At 70.6% G+C, this 22548-nt stretch carries 17 protein-coding genes; 6 read left to right on the top strand and 11 right to left on the bottom strand.

Annotated elements, in window-relative coordinates; translation table 11 throughout:
• Positions 1 to 541: 541 nt before the first annotated feature.
• From AB0G16_RS24380 to AB0G16_RS24370, 3 genes are all read right to left on the bottom strand, one after another.
• Positions 542 to 1702: a hypothetical protein gene (locus AB0G16_RS24380; RefSeq protein ID WP_362809123.1), complete on the bottom strand. Its 1161-nt coding sequence runs from the start codon at positions 1700 to 1702 to the stop codon at positions 542 to 544.
• A 129-nt stretch (positions 1703 to 1831) separates the two neighbouring features.
• Complete coding sequence (locus AB0G16_RS24375) at positions 1832 to 3082, bottom strand: hypothetical protein (protein WP_362809120.1); 1251 nt, start codon at positions 3080 to 3082, stop codon at positions 1832 to 1834.
• 212 nt (positions 3083 to 3294) lie between these two features.
• Entirely contained in the window at positions 3295 to 4857 is a 1563-nt protein-coding gene (locus AB0G16_RS24370; RefSeq protein ID WP_362809117.1) for a hypothetical protein, read from the bottom strand.
• Between the two features lie 64 nt (positions 4858 to 4921).
• Here AB0G16_RS24370 and AB0G16_RS24365 point away from each other — a divergent pair, with 64 nt between their 5' ends.
• Together AB0G16_RS24365 and AB0G16_RS24360 are read left to right on the top strand one after the other, a co-directional pair.
• Complete coding sequence (locus AB0G16_RS24365) at positions 4922 to 5083, top strand: hypothetical protein (protein WP_362809114.1); 162 nt, start codon at positions 4922 to 4924, stop codon at positions 5081 to 5083.
• Between the two features lie 91 nt (positions 5084 to 5174).
• Entirely contained in the window at positions 5175 to 5708 is a 534-nt protein-coding gene (locus tag AB0G16_RS24360; RefSeq protein WP_362809111.1) for an SSI family serine proteinase inhibitor, read from the top strand.
• Positions 5709 to 5863: 155 nt separating this feature from the next.
• Here the strand turns inward: AB0G16_RS24360 and AB0G16_RS24355 are convergent, their stop codons facing one another.
• A complete protein-coding gene (locus tag AB0G16_RS24355; protein ID WP_362809108.1) occupies positions 5864 to 6982 on the bottom strand; it encodes a serine protease in 1119 nt (372 codons plus the stop codon).
• A 316-nt stretch (positions 6983 to 7298) separates the two neighbouring features.
• On the opposite strand from AB0G16_RS24355, the gene AB0G16_RS24350 reads away from it, so the two are divergent.
• The 4 genes from AB0G16_RS24350 to AB0G16_RS24335 all read left to right on the top strand — a co-directional run bounded on the left by AB0G16_RS24350 (position 7299) and on the right by AB0G16_RS24335 (position 11905).
• On the top strand, positions 7299 to 8777 hold the full coding sequence (locus tag AB0G16_RS24350) for an acetyl-CoA synthetase (RefSeq protein ID WP_362809105.1): 1479 nt from the start codon (positions 7299 to 7301) through the stop codon (positions 8775 to 8777).
• A 201-nt stretch (positions 8778 to 8978) separates the two neighbouring features.
• Positions 8979 to 9863 carry a hypothetical protein gene (locus AB0G16_RS24345; protein ID WP_362809101.1) on the top strand — a complete coding sequence of 295 codons (885 nt, stop codon included), beginning with the start codon at positions 8979 to 8981 and terminating at the stop codon, positions 9861 to 9863.
• A gap of 9 nt (positions 9864 to 9872) precedes the next feature.
• A complete protein-coding gene (locus AB0G16_RS24340) occupies positions 9873 to 10835 on the top strand; it encodes a zinc-binding dehydrogenase (protein ID WP_362809098.1) in 963 nt (320 codons plus the stop codon).
• A gap of 164 nt (positions 10836 to 10999) precedes the next feature.
• Positions 11000 to 11905, top strand: a complete 906-nt coding sequence (locus AB0G16_RS24335) for an oxygenase MpaB family protein (RefSeq protein WP_362809095.1) — start codon at positions 11000 to 11002, stop codon at positions 11903 to 11905.
• A gap of 74 nt (positions 11906 to 11979) precedes the next feature.
• Here the strand turns inward: AB0G16_RS24335 and AB0G16_RS24330 are convergent, their stop codons facing one another.
• The 7 genes from AB0G16_RS24330 to AB0G16_RS24300 form a co-directional block, all read right to left on the bottom strand.
• Entirely contained in the window at positions 11980 to 12690 is a 711-nt protein-coding gene (locus AB0G16_RS24330) for a helix-turn-helix transcriptional regulator (RefSeq protein ID WP_362809092.1), read from the bottom strand.
• Entirely contained in the window at positions 12687 to 13520 is an 834-nt protein-coding gene (locus AB0G16_RS24325) for a DUF4097 family beta strand repeat-containing protein (protein ID WP_362809089.1), read from the bottom strand. Before AB0G16_RS24325 ends, AB0G16_RS24330 begins: the two co-directional genes overlap by 4 nt.
• 94 nt (positions 13521 to 13614) lie before the next feature.
• Positions 13615 to 13791: a DUF6104 family protein gene (locus AB0G16_RS24320; RefSeq protein WP_344893721.1), complete on the bottom strand. Its 177-nt coding sequence runs from the start codon at positions 13789 to 13791 to the stop codon at positions 13615 to 13617.
• Positions 13792 to 13898: 107 nt separating this feature from the next.
• Complete coding sequence (locus AB0G16_RS24315) at positions 13899 to 17699, bottom strand: multifunctional oxoglutarate decarboxylase/oxoglutarate dehydrogenase thiamine pyrophosphate-binding subunit/dihydrolipoyllysine-residue succinyltransferase subunit (RefSeq protein WP_362809085.1); 3801 nt, start codon at positions 17697 to 17699, stop codon at positions 13899 to 13901.
• Positions 17700 to 17893: 194 nt separating this feature from the next.
• A complete protein-coding gene (locus AB0G16_RS24310; RefSeq protein ID WP_362809082.1) occupies positions 17894 to 18559 on the bottom strand; it encodes a phenylalanine--tRNA ligase beta subunit-related protein in 666 nt (221 codons plus the stop codon).
• 104 nt (positions 18560 to 18663) lie between these two features.
• The gene (locus tag AB0G16_RS24305; protein WP_362809131.1) at positions 18664 to 21165 is read right to left on the bottom strand and encodes a glycoside hydrolase family 9 protein; all 2502 of its coding nucleotides are present in this window, start codon (positions 21163 to 21165) and stop codon (positions 18664 to 18666) included.
• Between the two features lie 464 nt (positions 21166 to 21629).
• Positions 21630 to 22523, bottom strand: coding sequence for a glutathione S-transferase C-terminal domain-containing protein (locus AB0G16_RS24300; protein WP_362809078.1), 894 nt, complete (start codon positions 22521 to 22523; stop codon positions 21630 to 21632).
• Positions 22524 to 22548 lie beyond the last annotated feature (25 nt).

Raw genomic sequence — 22548 nt, 5'->3', positions numbered from 1 at the left:
GCAGACCGGTGGCCAGAACGGCGCCACCGGCGGGGAGGAGGATGCGCTTCAAGGGAACTCCTTGGTCTGATGTGGAACGCTTCTTGCGTCCCATGCGTCAGTAAAGGGAATGCCTGAAACATACAGTGGGGATCTTGGGCATCGGAAGCCACTTCGAGGGGTAAAGATCTGCCTGCCGCCCCCGTTACCCATCCGTGATGTTTGGGGGGATGTGGTATCGATCTGGTGACTGGTCTGTATCGATCGTGTTTGCCCAGATGGAAGTAGTGCTGGGACGAGAGTGACCAATGTGGTGTAATCGTCTGGTCGCACTGTGTTGCCAGGCCATTGTGATGCAGATCACATCAGATCGATGGCACCGATTTCCCGGAAGACGCGTCTAACGCGACGATCCATACCCCTCGCACCCGCGCTCCGGCTCTCCCGCCCGTTCGGCCAGGGCTCGTCCCGCCGGTGAAACGGGTGCGGGACCCGGCCGTGGAGGCCGGGTCCCGCGGGATGACGCACAGGGCCCCAAGGGCCCCGGTGGAGCTGTCGCGAACTACCTGTAGAGCTCGCCGTTCGGGCCGACGATCTTGCCGGACCACACGTTGGCGGCCTTGCGGTAGATGTCGGCGGTCTCGCCGTCGAAGTACGGCGAGGTGACCAGGTCGTAGCGGTCGTTCTGGTCCTGGTCGCCGAAGAGGCTGGTCACGCCGTTGACGTAGCCCAGGCGCTTGGCGCTGCTGTACTGCGTCAGCCAGGGGCCGCCGTCGGCGCCGGGGGTGAAGGCGCCCTTGAGGCCGACGTGCTCCTCGACCTTGTGCGGGGCCGAGACGTACTCCTTGCCCGAGGTCTTGCCGTACACGTACTTGGGCGTCACGCCGCTGTAGGGCTTGTCGCCGTCGGGGTGCGGCGCCTGGGGGTAGCCGAAGACGTAGACGGTCTTGCCGGTCTTCTGGTTCCAGGTGAAGCCCTGGCCGCCGACGTTGTCGCCCAGCCGGCCGACGTCCTTCGACAGCAGGATGTAGTAGTGCGAGCCGCGCGACCACTTGGGTCCGGTGAAGCCCGCGTACTCCTTCTTGGTGACCTGCTTGACGCCGTTGAAGGCGACACCGTTGTAGACCGTGACGAAGGCGTAGTCCTTGTCGTAGTCCTCGTAGTTGGCGAAGTCGTAGTGCGTCCACGCGCTCTTGCCGACGTAGATGCCCCACGGGGTCTTGCCCTGGTAGTAGCCGGGCACGAAGACCCACTTGTCGAGGGTGTCGCCGTTGCTCTCCGGGTCGTAGACGCAGTGACCGGCGGTGGCGACCAGGTTGCGGTACTTGCCCTGGATCGAGGTGGCCGAGCACCAGCGGTACTGGCCGTTGACCACGAAGAACACCTTGCCCAGGGTCCTGGGCAGGTTGACGTTCTTGGCGAGCGAGGGGGTGGGCTTCTGCGAGCCGGTCGGGCCGACGGTGCCGGGCCGGCCGTCGGGGGAGAAGCCGCCGCCCACCTTCATCTTCGGGCCGCCCGGGTCGGGGTTGTACACCGTGGCCTTCTTGAGGGCGGCGAAGTTGGAGGCGGCCCAGAAGTCGATGACCGACACGGCCGAGGAGTTGTTCTTGGCCATCGGGTCGGTCGCCCAGTCGGGGGCGGCCTGTGCGGTGCCGGCCAGGGTGGTGGCCAGCAGGGTGGTGACGGCTGCGGCGCCACCGAGGGGGAGAAGAGAGTGCTTCAAAAGAGTGGCTCCTTGCGCTGCAACGCTCCCGGGAGTCCGGGAACTGCGGGACGACAAGCAACGAACCTATGCACGGGACGTCAGGGCAAACCCGCGATAAGTCTCTCTTAAGCCTCTCTTAAGGTTCCTTTATGCTCGGGGCGCCTTCTGGGTGGCCGCCCACCGGTAGACCACGTAGGTCGACGCGATGAAGTACGGGGAGGAGATCCGGTCGAACCTGCGGTCGCCGTTGGTGACCCAGGCGAAGCTGTTGACACCGTTGAGATATCCGACGCCGCGCTTGTTGTCGTAGAAGACCAGCCAGGGGCCGCCGCTCGCGCCGTTGGTGAAACCGCACGTCAGGGCGATGCCGTACTCGACAAGGCGGCCGGGGGCCCGCACCTTGACGGTGCGTCCGTCACACGACTTGAGCTCCTGGCCGTTGTAGGGCCGGCTGCCGTCGGGATGGGGCGCGCTCGGATAGCCGAAGGCGAGGGCGAGCAGGCCCACGCCACGGTTGGTCGTCAGCCCCTGTCCGCCGACGTTGTCCTCCAGGCTCCCGGCGCTCTCCATCTCGTAGGCGCCGGCCGTCTTCCCAGCCTTCCACCGGAAGCCGTTGTGCACGGTGACGAACGCGTAGTCGTAGTCGTAGTCACCCCTGCCGACGAAGTCCTCGTGCAGGTTGAGGGAATGACCGACGTAGATCCCGTACGGGGCCCCGGCCGGGTCGTGGCCGGGGACGAAGATCCAGTACTCGGCCGGGCTGCCGGTCTTGGGGTCGTAGGCGCAGTGCCCGGCGGTCGCGACGAGGTTGCGGTTGGCCGCCGCCACCGAGGAGGCCGAGCACCAGAAGTCCTTGTCGCCGATCCGGAAGAACACCTTTCCCACGGTCAGGGGGGCGCCGTTGGAGGCCGGGGACCGCTTCTTCGGCGGGGTGGGCCTGACGATCGGGGCGGAGCCGCCCTTCCCGGCCGTGCTCGGCGTCGCGCTCCGTGCCGCCCCCTGCGTCGTGCTCTGCCCGCCGAGGGGGCTCTGCGCGTTCACGGTCGTCGCCGAGAGCTGCCCGGTGGAGGTGGTCGCGGCCGTGGTCGCCGTACCGGCCGTGCCGCTCGCGGTGGTGCCGCCGGGAGAGGGGGAGGCGGTGGAACGGGTGCCGCCGGAGGGCATGTCGGGCGACGCCGGCGCGTTGTCGGCGGCCTGTTTGAGCCTGGCCGGGCTCCAGTACTCCGCGATCCGCTTCATGTCGGCGGCGGACTTGGTCAGGGTGATGGTGGTGATGCCGTTGGGCACCCCGTAGACCGGACCGGCCGCGGCGCTCCCGGCGAAGGCCGGCGTCATGGTCACACAGACGGCGACCAGCGCGCCGAGTGTGGCCGTGAGCCGCCGTACGCGGGAGGACATGAGGGGCTTCCTTTCAGGGGGAGCGCGGGGAGCCGGCCGGGGATCCAGGGATTGATTTTTCCAGATCGACTCGATTATGGGCAGGTCGTTGGAGCGATCCTGTCGTACTCCGTATCGGTCCACTCTGCCGCAGGGTGTATAAGACCCCCGTCAAGGTGCGGAAAGGGCCCGGTGCGCACCGGGCCCTTCCTCGCGTTCGCGCGACCGTCGTCCTAGGAGGGGATCTTCCCGGTCCAGAGGTTGGCGGCATGGCGGTAGATGCCGTACGTGTCACCGTTGAAGTACGGGGTGGTGACGCGGTCGTAGCGGCCGTTCTTGTCGCTGTCGATCGTCAGGCTGACGACGCCGTTGAGGTAGCCGGTCCTCTTGCTGTTCTTGTACTGCAGCAGGAAGGGGCCGCCGCTGGCGCCCGGGGTGAAGGCGCACTTGATCGCCTGGTGCTCCTCGGCCTTGTACGCCGGCACGACGGGCGCGGCGGCGGTCTTGCCGTAGCACCACTTCTGGGTGTGGCCGGAGTAGGGCTTGTCGCCGTCCAGGTGCGCGGAGGTCGGGTAGCCGAAGGTGAAGACCTTCTTGCCCAGCTTCTGGTTCCAGCTGAAGCCCTGGCCGCCGACGTTGTCGCCGAGGCGCCCGGCGTCGGCCACCGTCGAGATGTAGTGACGGTAGATGACGTACTTCACCGACGCGGTCTTCTTGATGTACTTCACCACGAAGTAGTACGTGATGGTGTAGTTGCCCTTGGTGTCGATCCTGCGGTAGCCCGGACCCTTGTAGGCGTCGTACTCGGTCTTCGTGACGTTCTCGACGCGGGTGCCGAGCTTGGAGCCGGCCTTGGGCCACTGGGCCTGCGGCAGTTCCTTGTCCTTCAGGGTGACCTTGTCGTTCTTCAGGCCGTAGACCTCACCGCCGGCCTTCTCCCAGGTCGCCTTGTCGGTCTCCGCCGCGACGGCGAGGGCGCCCTTGTACTGCGGGCCGACCTCGTCCTCGGTGGAGACGTTCTCGACCTTGCCCAGGCCACCCTTCTGGGTCCACTTGTCGTAGGTCGCGAAGTCGACGTTGGTGGCGGACTCGCGGCCGACGCCGCCCTTGTCCACGTGCGCCTTGAAGGTCTTGTAGTCGACCTCCCGCTCGGGCTGCTGCCTGATGCCGTTGTAGACGTTGACGAAGGCGTAGTCGTAGTCGTAGTCCTCGTAGACCGTGAAGTCGTCGTGGGTGTTGACCTTGGCGCCGACGTACACGCCCCAGGGGGCCTTGCCCTGGTAGTAGCCGGGGATGAACACGAAGTTGCCGAACGGCTTGTTCGTGTCGGTGTCGTAGACGCAGTGGCCCGCCGTGGCGACCAGGTTGCGGAACTTCGACTGGATCGAGGTGCCGGAGCACCAGCGCTCCTGGCCCTTGTGGTCGACGAAGAAGACCTTGCCCACGGTGATCGGCAGGTTCACGTTCCGCGACGTGCCGGCGGTCTTGCCGCCCTCGCCGGTCGGGGCGACGACGCCGGGCTTGCCGTCGGCGGCGGCCTTGGCCGCGCCGGTCTTGGTCAGCTTGGCCGAGACGGTGGAGTCGGACAGGTACGTCTTCGCCGACTTCAGCTTCGAGGCCGTCCAGTAGCCCGCGATGGCCTTCGCGTTACCGGAGGGGGTGAGTGCCGACGACTTGACGTCGGGGTCCACGCTCGCCTGGGCGGCGGTGGCGGTGGTGAGGGAGGCGCCGATCATGGAGGCGGCCGCGAGGGCGCCACCGAGAGGGAGGGCGAGGCGCTTGGCTCGGGAGTTCAATGAAGCTCCTTCTTTGTCATGGGTCACTCGGGACGCAACCCACGCATGCGTAAAGAGACAAGAGGTGACCGTACTCGGCAAAGATGGTTTAAAAAGCTATAAACCCGACATCGGTTTGGACCGATATGGTTTTGTTATCCAACCGGGGGAACCGGAAGCGCTCGGGGCTCGTCTGATCTGTCTTCGTGTGATCAAAAAGTTTGTGGCGGGTCACATAAGCGCATGACCTGCAAAAACGTCGGGACCGGTGATTGCTCCGGCGGGAGACGCGGGGGAGGCTGAGGCCGCATCCGCGTCACACGTCATCGGGGGATCTCATGCGGCGTCTTCTCTGCCTGGCGGTCGCCGGGCTCTTCCAGCTTCCGGGTCCGGCGTCCGCCGCCGTCCCGCCGTCCTGGAGCCCCGGACCGGACCGTCACGGTCCACAGGCGGTGAGCCCGCTGCCGCCGTACTCGGGCGACTCCGTCCAGGCGAGGCCCGGACCGTCGCGGTCCTCGTCCGGCGACCGGCCCTCGCGCAGCGCCAAGGCGCTCGTGCTGAGCGTCGCGCAGGGGGAGAAGCCCATGCCCGCCACGGGGCACGCGCTGCTCCTGTGCGACCGGCCGGGCAGCACCCACCCCGACGCGGTCGGCGCGTGCGAGGCGCTGGCCGAGGTACGGGGAGACCCGGCCAGGATCAGGCCGCTGTCCGGGGTCGCCTGCACGATGCAGTACGACCCGGTCACGGTGACCGCAATGGGGATCTGGAACGGCCGCTTCATCCGGTTCGAGCAGACCTTCGGCAGCGCCTGCTCGCTGCGGGCCGCCACCGGTTCCGTCTTCCTGGTCAGGAACCAGCGGGGCGGCCACTGACGCCCGCCTGCCCGCCCGCCGGAACGTTCCGGCGGGCGGACGGGCCGTGGGGGCCCCGGTCCGAGAGGATCGGGGCCCCGCCGTCGTCCCGGCCGGCCGAATGGCCCTGCGGCCGGCCGGTCGCACCGGTCACACGGATCGTGCGCTCACGCGGGTCACTTGGTCCAGCGGTTGGCCGCGGCCTTGTAGACCTTGTAGGTGTCGCCGTTGAAGTACGGCGACGAGACCTTGTCGTACCGGTCGTTCTTGTCGGTGTCCCAGGCGACGCTGTTGACGCCGACCAGGTAGCCGGTCCGGCTGGAGCTCTTGTACTTGTAGATCATCGGGCCGCCGCTCGCGCCCGCGGTGAAGGCGCACTTGAAGCCGACGTGCTCCTGGACGTTGTACTTGGGCGCGGCCGGCATGGCGGCGGTCTTGCCGTAGCACCACTTCATCGTGCGGCCGGAGTAGGGCTTGTCGCCGTCGGGGTGCGGGCCCGCCGGGTAGCCGAAGGAGAAGACGGGCTTCTTCACCTTCTGGTTCCAGGCGAAGCCCTGGCCGCCGACGTTGTCGCCGAGCCGTCCGACGTTCTTGACGACCGGCTTCCACGTGCCGCCCGTGTCCTTCTCCCAGTTCACCTTGAACCCGGAGTGGACGTTGACGAAGGCGTAGTCGTAGTCGTAGTCCTCCTTCACGACGAAGTCGTCGTGCGCGTTGAACCACTTGGCCGCGTAGATGCCGTAGGGGTTCTTGCCGTCCCACGCCTGGTCGCCGTCCCAGTAGGACGGGATGAAGATCCAGTTGTCGTAGAACCTGTTGGTCTTCACGTCGTACACGCAGTGCGCGGTGGTGGCCACCATGTTGCGGTACTTGCCCTGCACCGAGCTGCCGGAGCAGTACTTCCAGCTCTTCGGGTCCGACGGGTTGGCGCCCGGCAGGGTGAAGAAGACGCGGCCGACGGTGTTGGGCAGGTTGACGTGCTTGCTCTTGGCGGACCTGGTGCCCTCGGCGCCGATCGGCGGGACCGACCCGCGGGGGCCGTCGGGGCCCGCCGCGCCGGAGGCCTTGCCGCCCCTGACGCTCAGGTCGAGGTCGCCGGTGGCGTCCGTGGCCCTGCGCATCCGTTCGGGCGACCAGAAGGAGGTGGCCTGCGCGGCCGTCTCCGAGGCCTGGGAACTGACCACGTCCTTGGGGGCGGCGCCGGCGTCGGCGCCGGTGGTGGTGGCGCCGATCACTCCGGCGATCGTGAGAGCGCCGGTGAGGGGGATCGCGAGGCGCCGTGCTCGGGGGTTCATGGGACTCCTTTCGCTCTCGGCCCGGAGACGGGACCTCTCCTGGCCGGGAAAACGATCGGAACATTACTGATGCAATGTGGCATCGGGCAGGAATTGACGGGAAAAAGTCTGAGACGGTTCCGTCCGATGCTTTCTCGTTATTTGAAAGCGATTGGTTATCGTTTAGCGAATGGGTATTTCCGCAGCTCATGCGGGGTTTCAGGCAATACCAAGGACACCTCGAACATCACCGGTAACGGCTATTGCCGAGGGTTTCTCGCACAACTCCGGCACCTCCGGACTATTAAACCGAATGATGTTCTGGTTGGATGTCGGCATGAGCGGAGACTCCCGTACCCCATGTCTCGTCGGCGTCGCCCAGCACACGGTCCGCCGGCAGCCGGGCCCCGAGCCGCTGGACCTGTGGGAGCTGGTCGCCCGCGAGGCCGCCGCCGACGCCGTCGCCGGGGGAGCCGGGGGAGCCTCGGCCCTGCTGGCCGCCCTCGGCTCGATCCAGATCGTCTACACCGAGTCCTGGCAGTACGACGACCCCGCGGCCAGGCTCGCCGAGCGGCTCGGGGCGAGCCCCCGCCACCGGGTGTACTCGAAGGTGGGCGGCACGGCCCCGCAGATGCTCCTCGGCGAGGCGGCCGCGATGATCGCGGGAGGGGAGCTGGACGCCGCCCTGGTCGCCGGGGCGGAGGCGCTGGCCACCCGCAGGACGCTGCGCAGGGCCGGCGAGCGCGTCGCGTGGAGCCACCCGGCCGACCCCAAGCCGCCCTACGGCTGGGAGCGGCCCCCGCACCCCGCCGAGCTGGCCCACGAGCTCTTCCTGCCGGTGCACACCTACGCGATCATGGAGACGGCCCGGCGGGCGGCGGCCGGGGAGTCCGACGAGCGGGAACGGGCCGGCCGGGGGCTGATGTTGGCCCCGATGACCGAGGTCGCCGCGGCCAACCCGCACGCCTGGGACCGGCGGGCCCGCACGCCCGGCGAACTGGTCACCCCGTCGGCGTCCAACCGGTTCGTCGGCTGGCCCTACACGCGGAACACGGTCGCGGTCATGGAGGTGGACCAGGCCGCCGCCGCCGTCCTGGTCAGCGACGGCTTCGCCGACCGCCTGGGCATCCCGCGGGGCAGACGCCTGTACCTGCGGGGGTGGGCCTACGCCGAGGACACCTGGGAGGTGGCGGCCCGTCCCGAGGTCGGCTCCTCCCCGGCCATGGCCGCCGCGGCGCGGGCCGCCTTCGACAGGGCCGGGGCCGGGCTCGACGACATGTCCGCGCTGGACCTCTACAGCTGCTTCGCCGTCGCGCTCCGCGCCGCCTGCGCCGCGACCGGGCTCGACCCGCTCGACGGGCGCGGTCTGACCGTCACCGGCGGACTGCCGTACGCGGGCGGCCCGGCCAGCGACTACGTCCTGCACTCGACCGCGGCGATGGCGGCCCGGCTGCGCGCCGAGCCGGGGCACGGGCTGGTCACCGGCGTGGGCATGCACCTGACCAAGCACACCTACGCGGTCTGGTCCACCGAGCCGGGAGGCGTGCGGGGCGACGCCGCGCCGGTGCACACCGCCGAGCCGGTGCCGATCGCGGCCTCCTACGAGGGACCCGCCACGGTCGCCGGGTACACGGTCGCGCACGGCAGGGACGGCGCGGCGGAGCGCGGCGTCCTGATCGCCGACCTGCCTGGTGGCGGACGCGCTCACGCCCACGTCCGTCACCCCGACCTGATCGCCGAGGCCGAGGCGCGGGAACTGGTCGGCACCGGCGTGCGCCTGGTCCCCGACGGCCCGGTGAACGTCGCGACCTGGTGAGGCCGCACGGCGGCCCGGGAACGCGGCGCGCGACGGGGTCCGGCGGGGAACGATTCCGATTCGTGACGCTACCGGGCCGGGGACCGAGACCCTCGGGCCCCCACGATGGCTCCGGGTCCCGTCCTCGGGCGCTCCCGGACCGTCCTTCCCACCGGGGGGCGGGGGCGGAGGCCCTACCTTCTCGTGGAAGGCGGCGGGGACGTGGGCGGCGATCCGTACGACATCGTCGAGAAGGACGCGCCGAGGGGGCCGCGGCGCTGGATCGGTGTCGTGGCGCTGGCGGCGCTCGTGACGGCGCCGGTGGTGAGCCTGCTGGCCGGGCGGGAGCCCGGCGCGGTCCCCCCGCCGCCGGCGCCCCAGCCCGCGCGGACGGCGGCGGAGCGGGAGGTCCCCAACCTGCTCCACCCGAAGCCCCGCCAGCGGGACGGCAGGGAGATCCTCGACGTGGTCTTCCCCGACGGCTCGACGGCGGAGCTCGGCTATCCGGCGGAGCTCGGTCTCGCCGCCCTCGGGATCCGGCCCGCGACGACGGGGTGGCTGGACGGCGCCCCGGGTTCCCCCCGGAGGCTGACCACCCCGGAGGGCGGCCCGGCCGGGGTGTCCCGGGGGCGGCCGATGATCAGGAAGCTGACCGGGAAGGTCACGCTCTGGCATCCCATGAGCTCCGCCGAGGGCGAGGCGCTGCTGTTCGCGTTCGACCCGTGGTTCGTGGCGCTGCGCGACCTCAAGGAGGGGCTGACCTTCGAGCAGCGCATGCTCTGGGCGCGCAACCTGCGTGCCAGGGTGGCCAGGGGCGGTTACCTCGTGCTCACCGCCAGAGCGCCCCTGCGGCTGGCCGCCCCCGGGCACACCGTCGGCGGCGAGCAGGCGGGACCGCAACTGTGGTTCGGCGGGGCCAGGCAGACGCTGCTGGTGCTGGCGCCGGTGCCGGGCTGCGACGTCGCGTCGATCGAGCTCTCCGTCATCGAGCAGCGGCACCGCTTCTCGGCGGAGACCTGCCAGGACGGGGTGTACGTGGCGGTCTCGGGTGAGCGCGGACACGTCGAGAGGACCATCGCCGGTCTGACCGTCAGGCGGACGGCGTAGGGTGCGGCCATGTTCGCTGTAACCGCCACGCAGTTCGACGCCGACAACCCGCTCGCCGGTCTCACGCTCGGCGACCGCCCCGACCCCGAGGTGCCCGACGGGTGGACCACCGTCACGGTGAGGGCGGCCTCGCTCAACCACCACGACCTGTTCACGCTGAGGGGGGTGGGCATCCGCGCCGAGCAGCTCCCCATGGTCCTCGGCACGGACGCCGCCGGGATCGACGAGGACGGCAACGAGGTCATCGTCCACTCGGTGATCGGCACCGGTGCCGACGAGACGCTCGACCCCAAGCGCTCCCTGCTCTCGGAGAAGCACGACGGCACCTTCGCCGAGCGGGTGGCCGTGCCCCGGCGCAACCTCGTGCCCAAGCCCGCCTGCCTCGGGTTCGAGGAGGCCGCCTGCCTGCCGACGGCCTGGCTGACGGCCTACCGGATGCTCTTCGACAAGGCCGGCCTGGAGCCGGGTTCGACCGTGCTGGTCCAGGGCGCGGGCGGCGGCGTGGCCACGGCGCTGATCACACTGGCCCGGGCCGGGGGGTACCGGGTCTGGGCGACCAGCCGTTCGGAGGACAAGAGGGCGCGGGCGCTGGAGCTCGGCGCCGACCAGGTCTTCGAGAGCGGCGCCCGGCTGCCCGAGCGGGTCGACGCGGTGATGGAGACCGTCGGTCAGGCCACCTGGGCCCACTCGCTCAAGGCGCTGCGTCCCGGCGGGCGGATCGTGGTCTCCGGAGCGACCAGCGGCGCCGTGCCGCCCGCCGACCTGAACCGGGTGTTCTTCCTGCAGCTCTCGGTGATCGGTTCCACCATGGGCACCCGTGACCAGCTCGGCAGGCTCGCCCGTTTCCTGGAGCAGACCGGGGTCCGCCCGCTGATCGACCGGACGCTGCCGCTGGCCGAGGCCCGTGAGGGCTTCGCGGCCATGCACGAGGGCTCCCTGTTCGGGAAGGTCGTCTTCACCCTGCCCGGCTGAGGACGGGGAGCGCGCCGCGCGCCGGTCCCCGCACGGACCCGGGGGCGGTCGAGCCGGACCGGCCGGGGCGGTGTGCTCGCGTACACCCATGTAAGTGACGGATTACTTTTCGATGTGCCGGGTGATAGAACGTAGATGAGCGTGAATCACCCGGGAGGCCCGGAATGACCGACTCAACCTCGCGCCGTGACCGTGAACCGGCCACGAGCCCCGACCCCGAACCGTTCGGCCCCGGCGACCTGCTCTGGGAGGGGATGGGCGACCAGCGGCTGATGTTCCTGCTCGGCGGGGCCCTCGTCATGCAGGTCATGCACCCGGCGGTCGGCGCCGCGGTCGGCCAGCACTCGGTCTACCGCACCGACCCCTGGGGCCGCCTCGGCCGCTCGCTCACCTCGCTGCAGACCTGGGTGTACGGCGGATCTCAGGCCGTCGAGGAGGGCAGGCGCCTGCGCGAGCTGCACCGCGACATCGGCGGGGTCGACGACCAGGGCAGGAGCTACCACGCGCTGAGCGCGGAGCCGTACGCCTGGGTGCACCTGACCGCCTTCGAACGGGCCGTCACCACGCTGAAGTACTTCGGCGAGCGGCCCTACACCCCGGACGAGGAGCGGCGCCTCTACGAGGAGATCATCCACCTCGGCCGGATCCTGAGGGTCCCCGAACGGATGTTCCCGGCCACGGTCGAGGACTACCGGGACTACTTCGACGACATGGTCGACAACACGCTGGAGGACCACCCGACCGCGCGGGACGTGCTGGCGACCACGCTCACCGTGGGACCGCCGCCCATGGTGCCGGGCCCGCTGCGGGCCCTGTGGCGCCCGCTCGGGCTGACCTCGGGCCGGGTCAACCACTTCGTCACGGTCGGTACGCTGCCGGCCGCCGTCCGCGCGAAGCTGGGGCTGTCGTGGACGGCGCGGGACGAGGCGCGGCTGCGGCGCCTCGGCCGGGCGGTCGCGGCGACGATGCCGCTGCTTCCCGAGCGGGCCAGATACCTGCCCATCGCCTACCGGGCGAGACGGGCGGCCCGGGCCCGGGAACGGCTCGTCCGGGCCATGCGCGTCGCCTGACGGGCGCCTCCGCCCGCGTCGTCCGCCGGCGGCCCGGCAGGCCGCCCGCCCGCGTCGCCTGACGGCCGCCCGCCTCAGCGGAGGGTGCCGCGGATGCGGCGGGCGGCGTCGTACAGGGCGTCCTGCGCGGTGGCCAGGGTCTCCTCACCGACCTGCGCGCCCGCCGCGTCCCTGCGGACCTCCTCGACGAACTCGGCCAGCATCTGCCCGAGCCGGTCGTCCCCGGCGGACGAGCCCTCGCCGGTGAAGCCCGAGGCCCAGATGCGCTTCCACTCGTCCTTCCACTCGCCGGACTGGCGCTTCCACTCGCCCTTCTGGCGCCTCCACTCGTTCTTCTGCTCGCGCCAGGCCTCGCGGTGGTCGTTCCTGGCCCGCCTCTCCTCCTGCCTGGTGCCCTGGCGCACGTCGCGCGCCATCTGGGTGAGCTCCTCGCGCAGCGACTTGACCGTCTCGCGCACGTCCTCCTTGACCTCGCGGGCGATGTCGCGAACCGAGTCGGAGATCTCCTCCTCCAGGTCGGCCAGCTCGTCGAGCCGCGCGTTCAGCTCGGCGCGGCCCTGGTCGCTGATGGTGAAGACCTTCTTGCCGTCGACCACCTCGTGGGTGACCAGGCCCTCCTCCTCCAGCCGGGCCAGGCGCGGGTAGATCGTGCCGGGCGAGGGGGAGTAGACGCCCAGGAAGCGGTCCTGGAGCAGGCGGATGACCTCGTAGCCGTGGCGCGGGCTCTCCTCCAGCAGTTTCAGGAGGTAGAGCCGGAGCCTTCCGTGGCCGAAGACCGGGCTCATGTCCGGCCTCCTTTCAGCAGGGTGACGTCGGCGGAGACGGTGTGGGCGCTCAGGGACGCCATGCCGCCACCGATCCGCCCGGTCAGCGCGTTCATGCCGGTCTGGGCGGAGTGGTCGAGTTCGGGGAAGGTGGTGTCGATCCTGCCCGAGGTGGAGCGGATCTTGACGTCGGTCTCGACGGCCCGCGGGAGCCGGACCACGATGTCGCCGGAGACGCTGTTCATCGTCACGTGCCCGGTCGGCGGGAGCTCCAGGTCGGCGGTGATCTTGCCGGAGACGGTGGTGACGCTCAGCCGCCGGGGCGTCCCCCGCGCCACGGTCAGGTCACCCGACAGGCTCTTGAACGACAGGTCCCCGACCAGGTCGCGGCTCTCCAGGTCGCCGGAGACCGTGTCGGCGCTGACCTCGCCGCTCACCCCGTCGAGCACGATGTCGCCCGAGACGCTCCTGACCGAGGTGCGCTCCCGGAAGCCCGAGACGACCGCGGAGGCGGAGACCACGCCCACGCTGACGGGCCGGTCACCGGGCACGGTCAGCGTCATCCGCACCCGCCGGTCGCCCGCGCGCGACCCGCCGCGCATCCGGTCCCGCAGGCCGTCCATCAGACCTTCCACCAGGCCGTCCCGGGTCAGGTCCCGGTAGGTGACGGTGAGGACGCCGTCGTCGTCGTAGGTCACCAGCAGTGGGGGGTCGCCGACCTCGGTGACCTCCAGCGTGGGAGGGCCGTCACCGGCCAGCACCGCCAGCCTGCCCGCCACGATGCGCACGTTGAGCCTGCTCACCGGGTCGAAGGTGAGCCGCTCCGGTTTGTCCACGGTCCATTGCCGCATGTTCCGACCTCCTTGACACACACGATATGTCGCGTTGCGGGGGAGGTCAAGATATGTCGCGTCCTCGGTCGACTTCCCGGTCGTCCCGGTCCCCTCAGTCGTCCTCGTCGTCCAGGCGGGCCAGCCAGGTGGCCAGCCGTTCCACCGGCGTCTCGAAGTCGGGGTTGAGGTCGACGAACTCGCGCAGCCGCTCGGCCAGCCACGCGACCGTGACCTCCTCCTCGCCGCGGCGCTCGACGAGCTCCTCGATGCCCCGATCGGTGAAGTACATCGTTCTCCTCGTGGTGACGGCACTTGCCATAACGGGGAAGTCCCCCGCAGAGGTTCCTGCGGGGGACTTCCGGGTGAGATCGTGCCCGCCGCCCGGCGGGCCGCCTCCTAGCCGAAGATCTCGCTCAGCATCTGCTGCAGCTCGGCCTCGTGGGCCGAGTGCGAGCCGGTCGCCGGGGAGGAGTTGGCCTTGCGGGACACCCGCTTGATCGAACGCCCGCCGAAGACCCTCGGGTTCTCGGCCAGCTTGAGCGCCACGAACGGCCACGGCCCCATGTTGACCGGTTCGTCCTGGGCCCAGACCAGCTCGATGTCGCCGGAGTAGCGGCTCAGCTCCGACTCCAGCGAGTCGCCGGGGAAGGGGTAGAGCCGTTCGAGCCGGACGATCGCGACGTCGTTGCGCCCCTGCTTGTCACGGGCCGCGGCCAGCTCGTAGTAGAGCTTGCCGGAGACCAGCACGACCTTGCGCACGGCGCTCGCGTCGGCCGTGTGGTCGCCCAGCACCGCCTGGAACGACCCGGAGGTGAAGTCGCTCACCGCCGAGACCGCCGCCTTGTGCCGCAGCAGCGACTTGGGCGTGAACACCACCAGCGGGCGGTGCCGGTTCGACAGGGTCTGCCAGCGCAGCAGGTGGAAGTAGTTGGCGGGCAGCGTGGGCTGCGCCACCGTCATGTTGTCCTGGGCGCACATCTGCAGGAAGCGCTCGATGCGGGCCGAGGAGTGGTCGGGGCCCTGGCCCTCGTACCCGTGCGGCAGCAGCAGGGTGACGCCGGAGCGCTGGCCCCACTTCTGCTCGCCCGAGGTGAGGTACTCGTCGATGATCGACTGGGCGCCGTTGACGAAGTCGCCGAACTGCGCCTCCCAGGCGACCAGCGCCTCGGGCCGCTCCACGCTGTAGCCGTACTCGAAGCCGAGCGCGGCGTACTCGCTGAGCAGGGAGTCGTAGACGTAGAACTTCGTGGTGCCCTGGTTGAACGCCTTGAGCGGGGTGTGCTCCTCGCCGGTGACCCGGTCGACCAGCACGGCGTGGCGCTGGGTGAACGTGCCGCGCCGCGAGTCCTGGCCGACGAGGCGGACCGGGTGGCCGTCGATCAGCAGCGAGCCGAAGGCCAGCGTCTCGCCCATGCCCCAGTCGATGTGGTCCTCGGCCACCATCTGCCCGCGGCGCTGCAGCACCGGCAGCAGGCGCGGGTGGACGGTGAAGCCCTCGGGCATGTTGAGCTGGGTCTCCACGATCCGCTTGACGGTCTCGTCGGAGATGGCCGTCGTGACGTCCTCGTGCGACCAGGGGACCGTCTCCATGTCGACCGGCCGGGAGAACTCGCCGGTCTGGTCCTTGGCCGCGCGGGTCTCGGCGAAGGCGTTCTCCAGCTTGGCCTGGTAGTCGCGCAGCGCGCTCTCTGCCTCCTCGACCGTGATGTCGCCCCGGCCGATCAGCGCCTCGGTGTAGAGCTTGCGGGTGGAGCGCTTGGCGTCGATCAGGTCGTACATCAGCGGCTGGGTGAAGCCGGGGTTGTCGGCCTCGTTGTGGCCGCGGCGCCGGTAGCAGATGAGGTCGATCACGACGTCCTTGCGGAACGCCTGGCGGTACTCGAAGGCCAGGCGGCCCACCCGGACGACGGCCTCGGGGTCGTCGCCGTTGACATGGAAGATCGGCGCCTGGATCATCCGGGCCACGTCGGTGGCGTAGACGCTGGAGCGCGAGCTGGCCGGGCTGGTGGTGAAGCCGACCTGGTTGTTGACCACGATGTGCACGGTGCCGCCGGTGCGGTAGCCGCGCAGCTGCGACAGGTTGAGCGTCTCGGCCACCACGCCCTGGCCCGCGAAGGCCGCGTCGCCGTGGACGAGCACCGGCAGGACGGTGAAGCCCTCCTCGCCGCGCTCCAGCAGGTCCTGCTTGGCGCGGACCACGCCCTCCAGGACCGGGTCCACCGTCTCCAGGTGGGAGGGGTTGGCCACCACCGAGGTCTTGAGCTTGGAGCCGTCCGGCGAGACGAAGTCGCCGCTGGCGCCCAGGTGGTACTTCACGTCCCCGGAGCCGTGGGCGCTGCGCGGGTCGATGTTGCCCTCGAACTCGCCGAAGATCTGCCCGTACGACTTGCCGACGATGTTGGCCAGCACGTTCAGGCGGCCGCGGTGGGCCATGCCGATCACGGCCTCGTCGAGCCGCTCCTCGGCCGCCGAGCTGAGCACCGAGTCCAGCAGCGGGATCAGCGACTCGCCGCCCTCCAGCGAGAAGCGCTTCTGCCCGACGAACTTCGTCTGCAGGAACGTCTCGAACGCCTCGGCGGTGTTCAGCCGCTCCAGCACGCGCAGCTGCTCGGTGCGGTCGGGCTTGGCGTGCGGCCGCTCGATGCGCGCCTGGATCCAGGCCCGCTCCTCGGGGTTCTGCATGTGCATGTACTCCACGCCGATGGTGCGGCAGTAGGAGTCACGCAGCACGCCGAGGATCTCGCGCAGCTTCATCAGGGGCCGGCCGCCGAAGCCGCCGGTGGCGAACTCGCGCTCCAGGTCCCACAGCGTCAGGCCGTGCGACTTGATGTCGAGGTCGGGGTGCTTGCGCTGCTTGTACTCCAGCGGGTCGGTGTCGGCCATCAGGTGGCCGCGGACCCGGAAGGCGTGGATCAGCTCGATGACGCGGGCCGACTTGGCCACGTCGTCGTCGTGGGTGGTCGAGATGTCCTGGACCCAGCGGACCGGCTCGTACGGGATCCGCAGGGACTCGAAGATCTCGTCGTAGAAGCCGTCCTCGCCCAGCAGCAGCCGGTGGATCTGCCGCAGGAAGTCGCCCGACTGGGCGCCCTGGATGATCCGGTGGTCGTAGGTGCTGGTGAGCGTCATGACCTTGCTCACCGCGAGGCGGGAGAGCGTGTCGGGGGAGGCGCCCTGGTACTCGGCCGGGTACTCCATCGCGCCGACACCGATGATCGTGCCCTGCCCCGGCATCAGGCGCGGCACCGAGTGCACGGTGCCGATGGTGCCCGGGTTGGTCAGCGAGATCGTGGTGCCGCCGAAGTCGTCGACGCCGAGCTTGCCCGCCCTGGCCTTGCGCACGACCTCCTCGTAGGCGACCCAGAACTGGCGGAAGTCCATCGTCTCGGTGTTCTTGATCGACGGGACCAGGAGCTGGCGGGTGCCGTCGCTCTTGGCCACGTCGATGGCCAGGCCCAGGTTGACGTGCTCGGGCTTGACCAGCACCGGCTTGCCGTCGACCTCGGTGTAGGAGTGGTTCATCTCCGGCAGGGCCGCCAGGGCCTTGACCACCGCGAAGCCGATGACGTGCGTGAACGACACCTTGCCGCCGCGACCGCGCGACAGGTGGTTGTTGATCACGATGCGGTTGTCGATGAGCAGCTTCGCCGGGACCGCGCGGACGCTGGTCGCCGTCGGGACGACGAGGCTGGCCTCCATGTTGGCGGCGGTCCTGGCCGCCGCGCCACGTAGTCGGACTTCCTCGGCACCGGCGGGCAACTGCGTCTCCTGCGTGGATCGGTCCGCCGGGGCGGCCTTGGCCGCCGGCGCTGGGGTCTTCACCGCGGGGGCCGCGGGAGCCGGGGCCTGGGTGGTCGTGGGGGCCGTGGGGTTCGCGGCCTCGGCGGGAGCCTCGCCCGAGGACCCCTGGGGGGCCGTGGCGACGGCGTCCGCGGCCTGACCGGCGGCAGGGGCCGGGGTCCCGGCCGGGGCCTGAGCCGGGGAAGCGGGTGTCGGAGGAGTGGACGCGGCGGTCGCCGCCCCCTGGGGCGCGGCCTTGCCGGCCCCCGATTCAGGGTTGTAGTCAGCGAAGAAGTTCCACCAGGCACGATCGACGGACTCGGGATCCTGGAGATACTTCTGGTACAGCTCGTCGACCAGCCACTCGTTCTGGCCGAAGGCTGCCAACGGGTTTGTCCGCGACGACTCTGACGACACGGCGGAAATCGCCCTCTTCCGCAGATCGGCGTTGATGATGGAGAACCTGTCCAAGGTTACTCGCCTCGGCCCGGACCTGCGCCAGTCCGGTCCGGGCTTCCTTCCCGATCCTTCCCGCGCCGTCCGGGACGTTCACCGTCCCCGGGCCCGCCGGAGGGCTCCCCGCCTGGTCAGAGGCGGTGCGGCGGACCGGATCAGGCGGGGCCGATCAGGCGGGAGGTCACCCGTATCCCGGGGGTAACATCTTCGAGCAGCCCGGCCAGCTCGTCCCCCGCGGCCCGCAACTCCTCCAGCGACATCGGCGCCAGCCTCTCCAGGATGAACAGCGCGTCCACGGTCTCCTCGGTGATCCGGGTGCGGACGCACTGCCGCCAGTTCCACCGGCGGCAGGTGACGCCCAGGTCGTCGCGCCAGACGACCTCGCCGGGTTCGGGGTGGTCGATCGCGGGCTCGCCCCTCTCGACCACCTCGAACGGCTCGTCGCCGCTCGCCCGCACCAGACGGGCCGTGCCCTCGTAGCGGGCCAGGTCCTCCCCGCCGACGGGCAGGCCGTGACGGACGCTGATCGCGTTGTAGGCGTCGACCGCCTTGTTGATCTCCGGCAGGGGCGTCCGCCTGATCAGGGCGTCCACCGAGGGCCTGGTCCGCTGGGGTTTGGCGCCGAAGGCCCGGTAGGCCTCCCGCCACGCCTCGACGCGCGGGTCGCCGCTCTCGGTGGCCTTCTCGGCCGCCTCGGCCAGCCAGACGCGGGAGACATCGTCGGTCGGGCCGTTGCGCAGGCCGCGCACGTCCATCAGCAGCACCGCGAAGTCCGGCCTGAGCGCGCTGACGGCGGGGTCCACCCGGATGTCCTCGATCACGGGGCCCAGTCTAGGACGCCAGTGGGTGAACGGGCTCCGGCCCGGCAGGCCCATGTGCGGGCGTACCGGGCCGGAGCGGGTTGTCTACCGGGACCTGCCGGGGGTCACCGGCAGAGGGTGCCGTTGAGCAGGAGGCGTTCGGGCTTGGGGTTGGGGCCGGGGGCGTCGGCGCCGATGAAGCCGAAGGTGACCGACCCGCCCGGCTTGATCACCTTGTTCCAGGCGAGGTTGCGGGCGGTCACGGTGGCGCCCTCCTGGACGAGGTCGGCGTTCCAGTGCCTGCGCACGGTCTGGCCGCCGAGGAAGGACCAGCTCAGGCTCCAGCCGTCGATGGCCTTGGGGCCGGCGTTGGTGACGGTGACCTGGGTGTTGAACCCCTCGGGCCACTGGCCGTGCCCGGTGTAGGTGACCTTGCACGTCCCCGGCGGGACGGCCAGGGCCGGGGTGGCCAGGTAGGAGCCGATCCAGGCGAGCGGGGCGTTCCAGTTGATCGTCAGCTCGTTGGTGGCCCAGGACTCGATGTCGTCGATGTAGCAGAACTGGGGCTTGCAGCCCTTGAGCTTGGCCTGGGCGACCGGGTCCTGGATGGCGGAGTTGGGGCCTCCGGCCAGGGTGCCGCGCGGCGGGTTGGGCAGGGACGGGTCGAGCTGGTGGGCGTACCAGCGGCTGTGCTGGTTCTTGGAGGCGACCTCGCCGTAGCCGGTCACGTACGACTGGTTGAGCGCGTTGCGGCCGAAGATGTAGTCCAGCCCCTCCAGCACGCCCTCGTGGTACTTGGCCTCACCGCTGATGTCGTGGGCGACGGCCATCACCACCATGTTGTTCAGCACCAGGTGGCTGGAGCCCCAGTCGTAGTCGCCGGGGTTGTACGGGACGCCGTAGGGGTGGGCCTTCTGGACGGCGAGGTAGGCGTCGGCGCCCTCCAGCACCGACTGGCGCACCCGGGCCCGGTCGGGCAGCGCGTTGGGCACGGTCGCGAGCTGCAGGCGGCCGAGCTGGGCGGTGTGGCCCCAGTCGAAGCCGCGCTCGCGCCAGATGTCACCGGTGTGGTGCGGCGAGGCGAGCACGTAGTCGGCGAACTCCTTGTCCGCGGTGGCCAGGTAGAGCTCGGCCGCGGCCCAGTAGAACTCGTCGGTCACGTCGGTGTCGTCGTAGGCGCCGCCGCCCGTCGCGTCGGCCGGGTCGGCGTAGCGGGCCGGGTCGGCCTTGGCCGCCGCCCACGCCCGCTTGGCCGCGGCGAGGTTGCGCGCGGCGAACGCGGCGTCGTACGGGGCGAAGACCCGGGCGGCCTGGGCGGCGGTGGCTGCCAGGTTGAGGGTCGCCGCGGTGGAGACCGCGTGCAGCTCGCGCTGCTGCGGGTCCAGGTGGGGCAGGAGAGGCAGGCCGGTCCAGTTGGCGTCGTGGATCTTGTGGTGGGCCATGCCGGCGTGCGGGCGGCCGTCGGGGACCTGCATGCTCAGCAGGAACTCCTGCTCCCAGCGGGCCTCGTCGAGGATGTCGGGCACCCCGTTGCCGCTCTCGGGGATGTCCAGGTCGCCGTCGCCGTGCAGGCGGTCGGCCTTGGTGCGCTCGAAGGTGGCCATGAGCTGGTGGACGGAGATGCCGCCGTTGACGACGTACTTGCCGTGGTCGCCCGCGTCGTACCAGCCGCCCTTGACGTTCAGCGTGTAGTCGCAGACGCCGGGCTTGCAGGGGACCTCGATGTCACCGCGGTTGGGGGCGACGCCGACGTGCCCGGCGGGCCTGCCGTAGCCGGGGCGCAGCGTGTCGAGGATCTCGATGCCGCTGCGCTGGGTGTAGTAGAACTTCAGCGCGTCGGTGCCGAGCTCGTCGTAGACGTCGTTCCCGATGTCGAACGGGCGGCTGGTCTCGCCGTCGGCGGAGAGCGTGTACCCGGTGAGGGACGCCTTCACCCCGCTGAAGTCGATCGAGTGGACGTTCTGGCCGGAGCTGGCGTCGACGCCGCGCGGGACGGTGTCACCCTCGGCGACGACCTCGCCGTCGCGCTTGAGCGTCCAGCGCACCGCCTCGGTCTTCTCGGTGACCAGGGTGGCCCGCTTGGGCCCGGCCGGCAGGTAGCCGACCATGTTCACCCGGACGCGAGGACCGGTGTCGGGCTCGTAGACCTCGGGCTCGGCCCCTCCCTTGAGGGAGACGTCGTCCACGCAGAACCTCCAGGGGGTGGCGCTGCCCCCGAGCTGGAACGCCACCTGCGCGCCTGGCAGGTCCACGGGCGAGGTGAAGGTGTGGCGGTGCTCGGCGGCGGTCGCGACCAGCTCGGGGGTGACCGAGAGGTACTGGGTGTAGGGGTCGACCGGGAGCTGGACCAGCGCCTTGACGGTTCTGGGCCCGCCCTGCGGCGCGGCGCCGGAGAAGGAGAACGCGTACGTCTCGTCCTTGACCAGGGGGATGCCGTCCTGGCCGATGATGACGTCCCACGGATTGGTGGTGCCGCCCGGGACGTCGGCGCAGAGCCGCCCGTCCTCGACCTCCAGGGTGATGTTGGCGGTGCCCCACCAGGGGGCGGTGCCGGTCTCGAAGGTGCCGTTGACGATCTGTTCGGGACCGTCGGCGGCGGTGGCGGGCAGGGGGGTAAGGGTCACCATGGCGGCGGCCGTGGCGAGGGCGAGCCAGACGGACGGCCTGGTGGCGCGCCGTCGGGGCGCGGCGGTCCGGGGCGGGGGCGTTCGGGTCACGGGCGATCCTTCGGACGGGGAGGTTGCTCCCGGCGTGGGAGCCCGGTCGTGGGAGCGCCGGATGGGGGCCGCGGCCCCGGACCGAGGTCCTGGGCCGAAGTGGGAGCGCTCCCACTACCGAGACGTGCCGATGTTTCCAGCGCGTTTCGCCCATCGTCAACGGACGCCCCCGCCGGGGCGCCCGCTGACCGGGCGAATGCCCGATATATCCGATGAAACTTTCACGGCCGGGGAACGGCGTCCGAGCTTCGGCCCGGGGTTACCGCTCGAACCGCCGTTCGGCCCCGGCCCGCGTTCCCGGCCCGCGTTCCCGCTCGCGTACCCGTCCGTGCTTCCGTTCGGGAGCCCCACTCACGTCCCGCTCGCGGCCACCCTCAGCCGGCGGTCCAGTCGATCTCCGGGCCGCGCGGGACGATCCCGCCGGGGTTGATGTCCGTCTGCGTCACGAAGTAGTGCCGCTTGATCTGCTCGAAGTCGGTCGTGCCGCCGAAGGCGGGCAGCGCGTACAGCCCCCGGGCGTAGGCCCACAGGGCCGGGTAGTCCGTCAGCCGCCGCACCGAGCACTTGAAGTGGGCGTTGTAGACGGCGTCGAACCTGGCGAGCGTGGGGTAGAGCCGCACGTCGCTCTCGGTGAGCGCGTCCCCGTGCAGCAGGCGCCGGCCGGACAGCCGCTCCTCCAGCAGGTCGAGGGTGGCGAAGACCTCGGTGACCGCCTCGTCGTAGGCCGCCTGCGAGCGGGCGAACCCGGCCCGGTAGACGCCGTTGTTGAGGCCGTGGAAGATCACCTCGTTCAACGCGTCGATCTCCCCGCGCAGCCTCTCCGGGTACAGGTCGGGGGCCCCCTCGGCGTGCCAGGGCGCGAAGGCGGTCTCCAGGGTCAGGGTGAGCTGCGGGTAGTCGTTGGTGACCAGCCGCCCGGTGACGGTGTCCCAGACGCACGGCACCGTGTACCTGCCCCGGTAGTCCGGGTCGGTGGCCAGGTAGAGCTCCGAGAGGTACTCCACCCCGGTCACCGGGTCCCCGCCGGGCATCCGCCAGCCCTTCTCGTCCCTGATCGGGTCGACGATCGTGACCCCGATCACCTCCCCCAGGCCCAGCAGCTCACGGACGATCAGCGAGCGGTGCGCCCACGGGCAGGCGTAGGAGGCGTAGATCTGGTAGCGGCCGGGCTCCGGCGGGTGCTCGCCGCCCTCCTCGATCCGCGCCGTGAACCGGTTCGGCTGCCTGACGAAGCGGCCGCTTTCGGAGGTCTCCTTCTCCAGCTTCATGCTCCGACGGTACGGCGGTCGCCGC

The sequence above is a fragment of the Streptosporangium sp. NPDC023615 genome (genome assembly GCF_040640155.1).
In the GTDB taxonomy this organism is placed as follows: domain Bacteria; phylum Actinomycetota; class Actinomycetes; order Streptosporangiales; family Streptosporangiaceae; genus Streptosporangium.
This window is presented reverse-complemented; position numbering and strand designations above follow the sequence as displayed.

Bases quoted from the DNA above. Each gene is read 5' to 3' on its own strand.
- AB0G16_RS24305 (WP_362809131.1), bottom strand. From the start codon at position 21,165: ATGGTGACCCTTACCCCCCTGCCCGCCACCGCCGCCGACGGTCCCGAA.
- AB0G16_RS24375 (WP_362809120.1), bottom strand. From the start codon at position 3,082: ATGTCCTCCCGCGTACGGCGGCTCACGGCCACACTCGGCGCGCTGGTC.
- AB0G16_RS24335 (WP_362809095.1), top strand. From the start codon at position 11,000: ATGACCGACTCAACCTCGCGCCGTGACCGTGAACCGGCCACGAGCCCC.
- AB0G16_RS24355 (WP_362809108.1), bottom strand. From the start codon at position 6,982: ATGAACCCCCGAGCACGGCGCCTCGCGATCCCCCTCACCGGCGCTCTC.
- AB0G16_RS24360 (WP_362809111.1), top strand. From the start codon at position 5,175: ATGCGGCGTCTTCTCTGCCTGGCGGTCGCCGGGCTCTTCCAGCTTCCG.
- AB0G16_RS24300 (WP_362809078.1), bottom strand. From the start codon at position 22,523: ATGAAGCTGGAGAAGGAGACCTCCGAAAGCGGCCGCTTCGTCAGGCAG.
- AB0G16_RS24330 (WP_362809092.1), bottom strand. From the start codon at position 12,690: ATGAGCCCGGTCTTCGGCCACGGAAGGCTCCGGCTCTACCTCCTGAAA.
- AB0G16_RS24320 (WP_344893721.1), bottom strand. From the start codon at position 13,791: ATGTACTTCACCGATCGGGGCATCGAGGAGCTCGTCGAGCGCCGCGGC.
- AB0G16_RS24340 (WP_362809098.1), top strand. From the start codon at position 9,873: ATGTTCGCTGTAACCGCCACGCAGTTCGACGCCGACAACCCGCTCGCC.
- AB0G16_RS24325 (WP_362809089.1), bottom strand. From the start codon at position 13,520: ATGCGGCAATGGACCGTGGACAAACCGGAGCGGCTCACCTTCGACCCG.
- AB0G16_RS24350 (WP_362809105.1), top strand. From the start codon at position 7,299: ATGAGCGGAGACTCCCGTACCCCATGTCTCGTCGGCGTCGCCCAGCAC.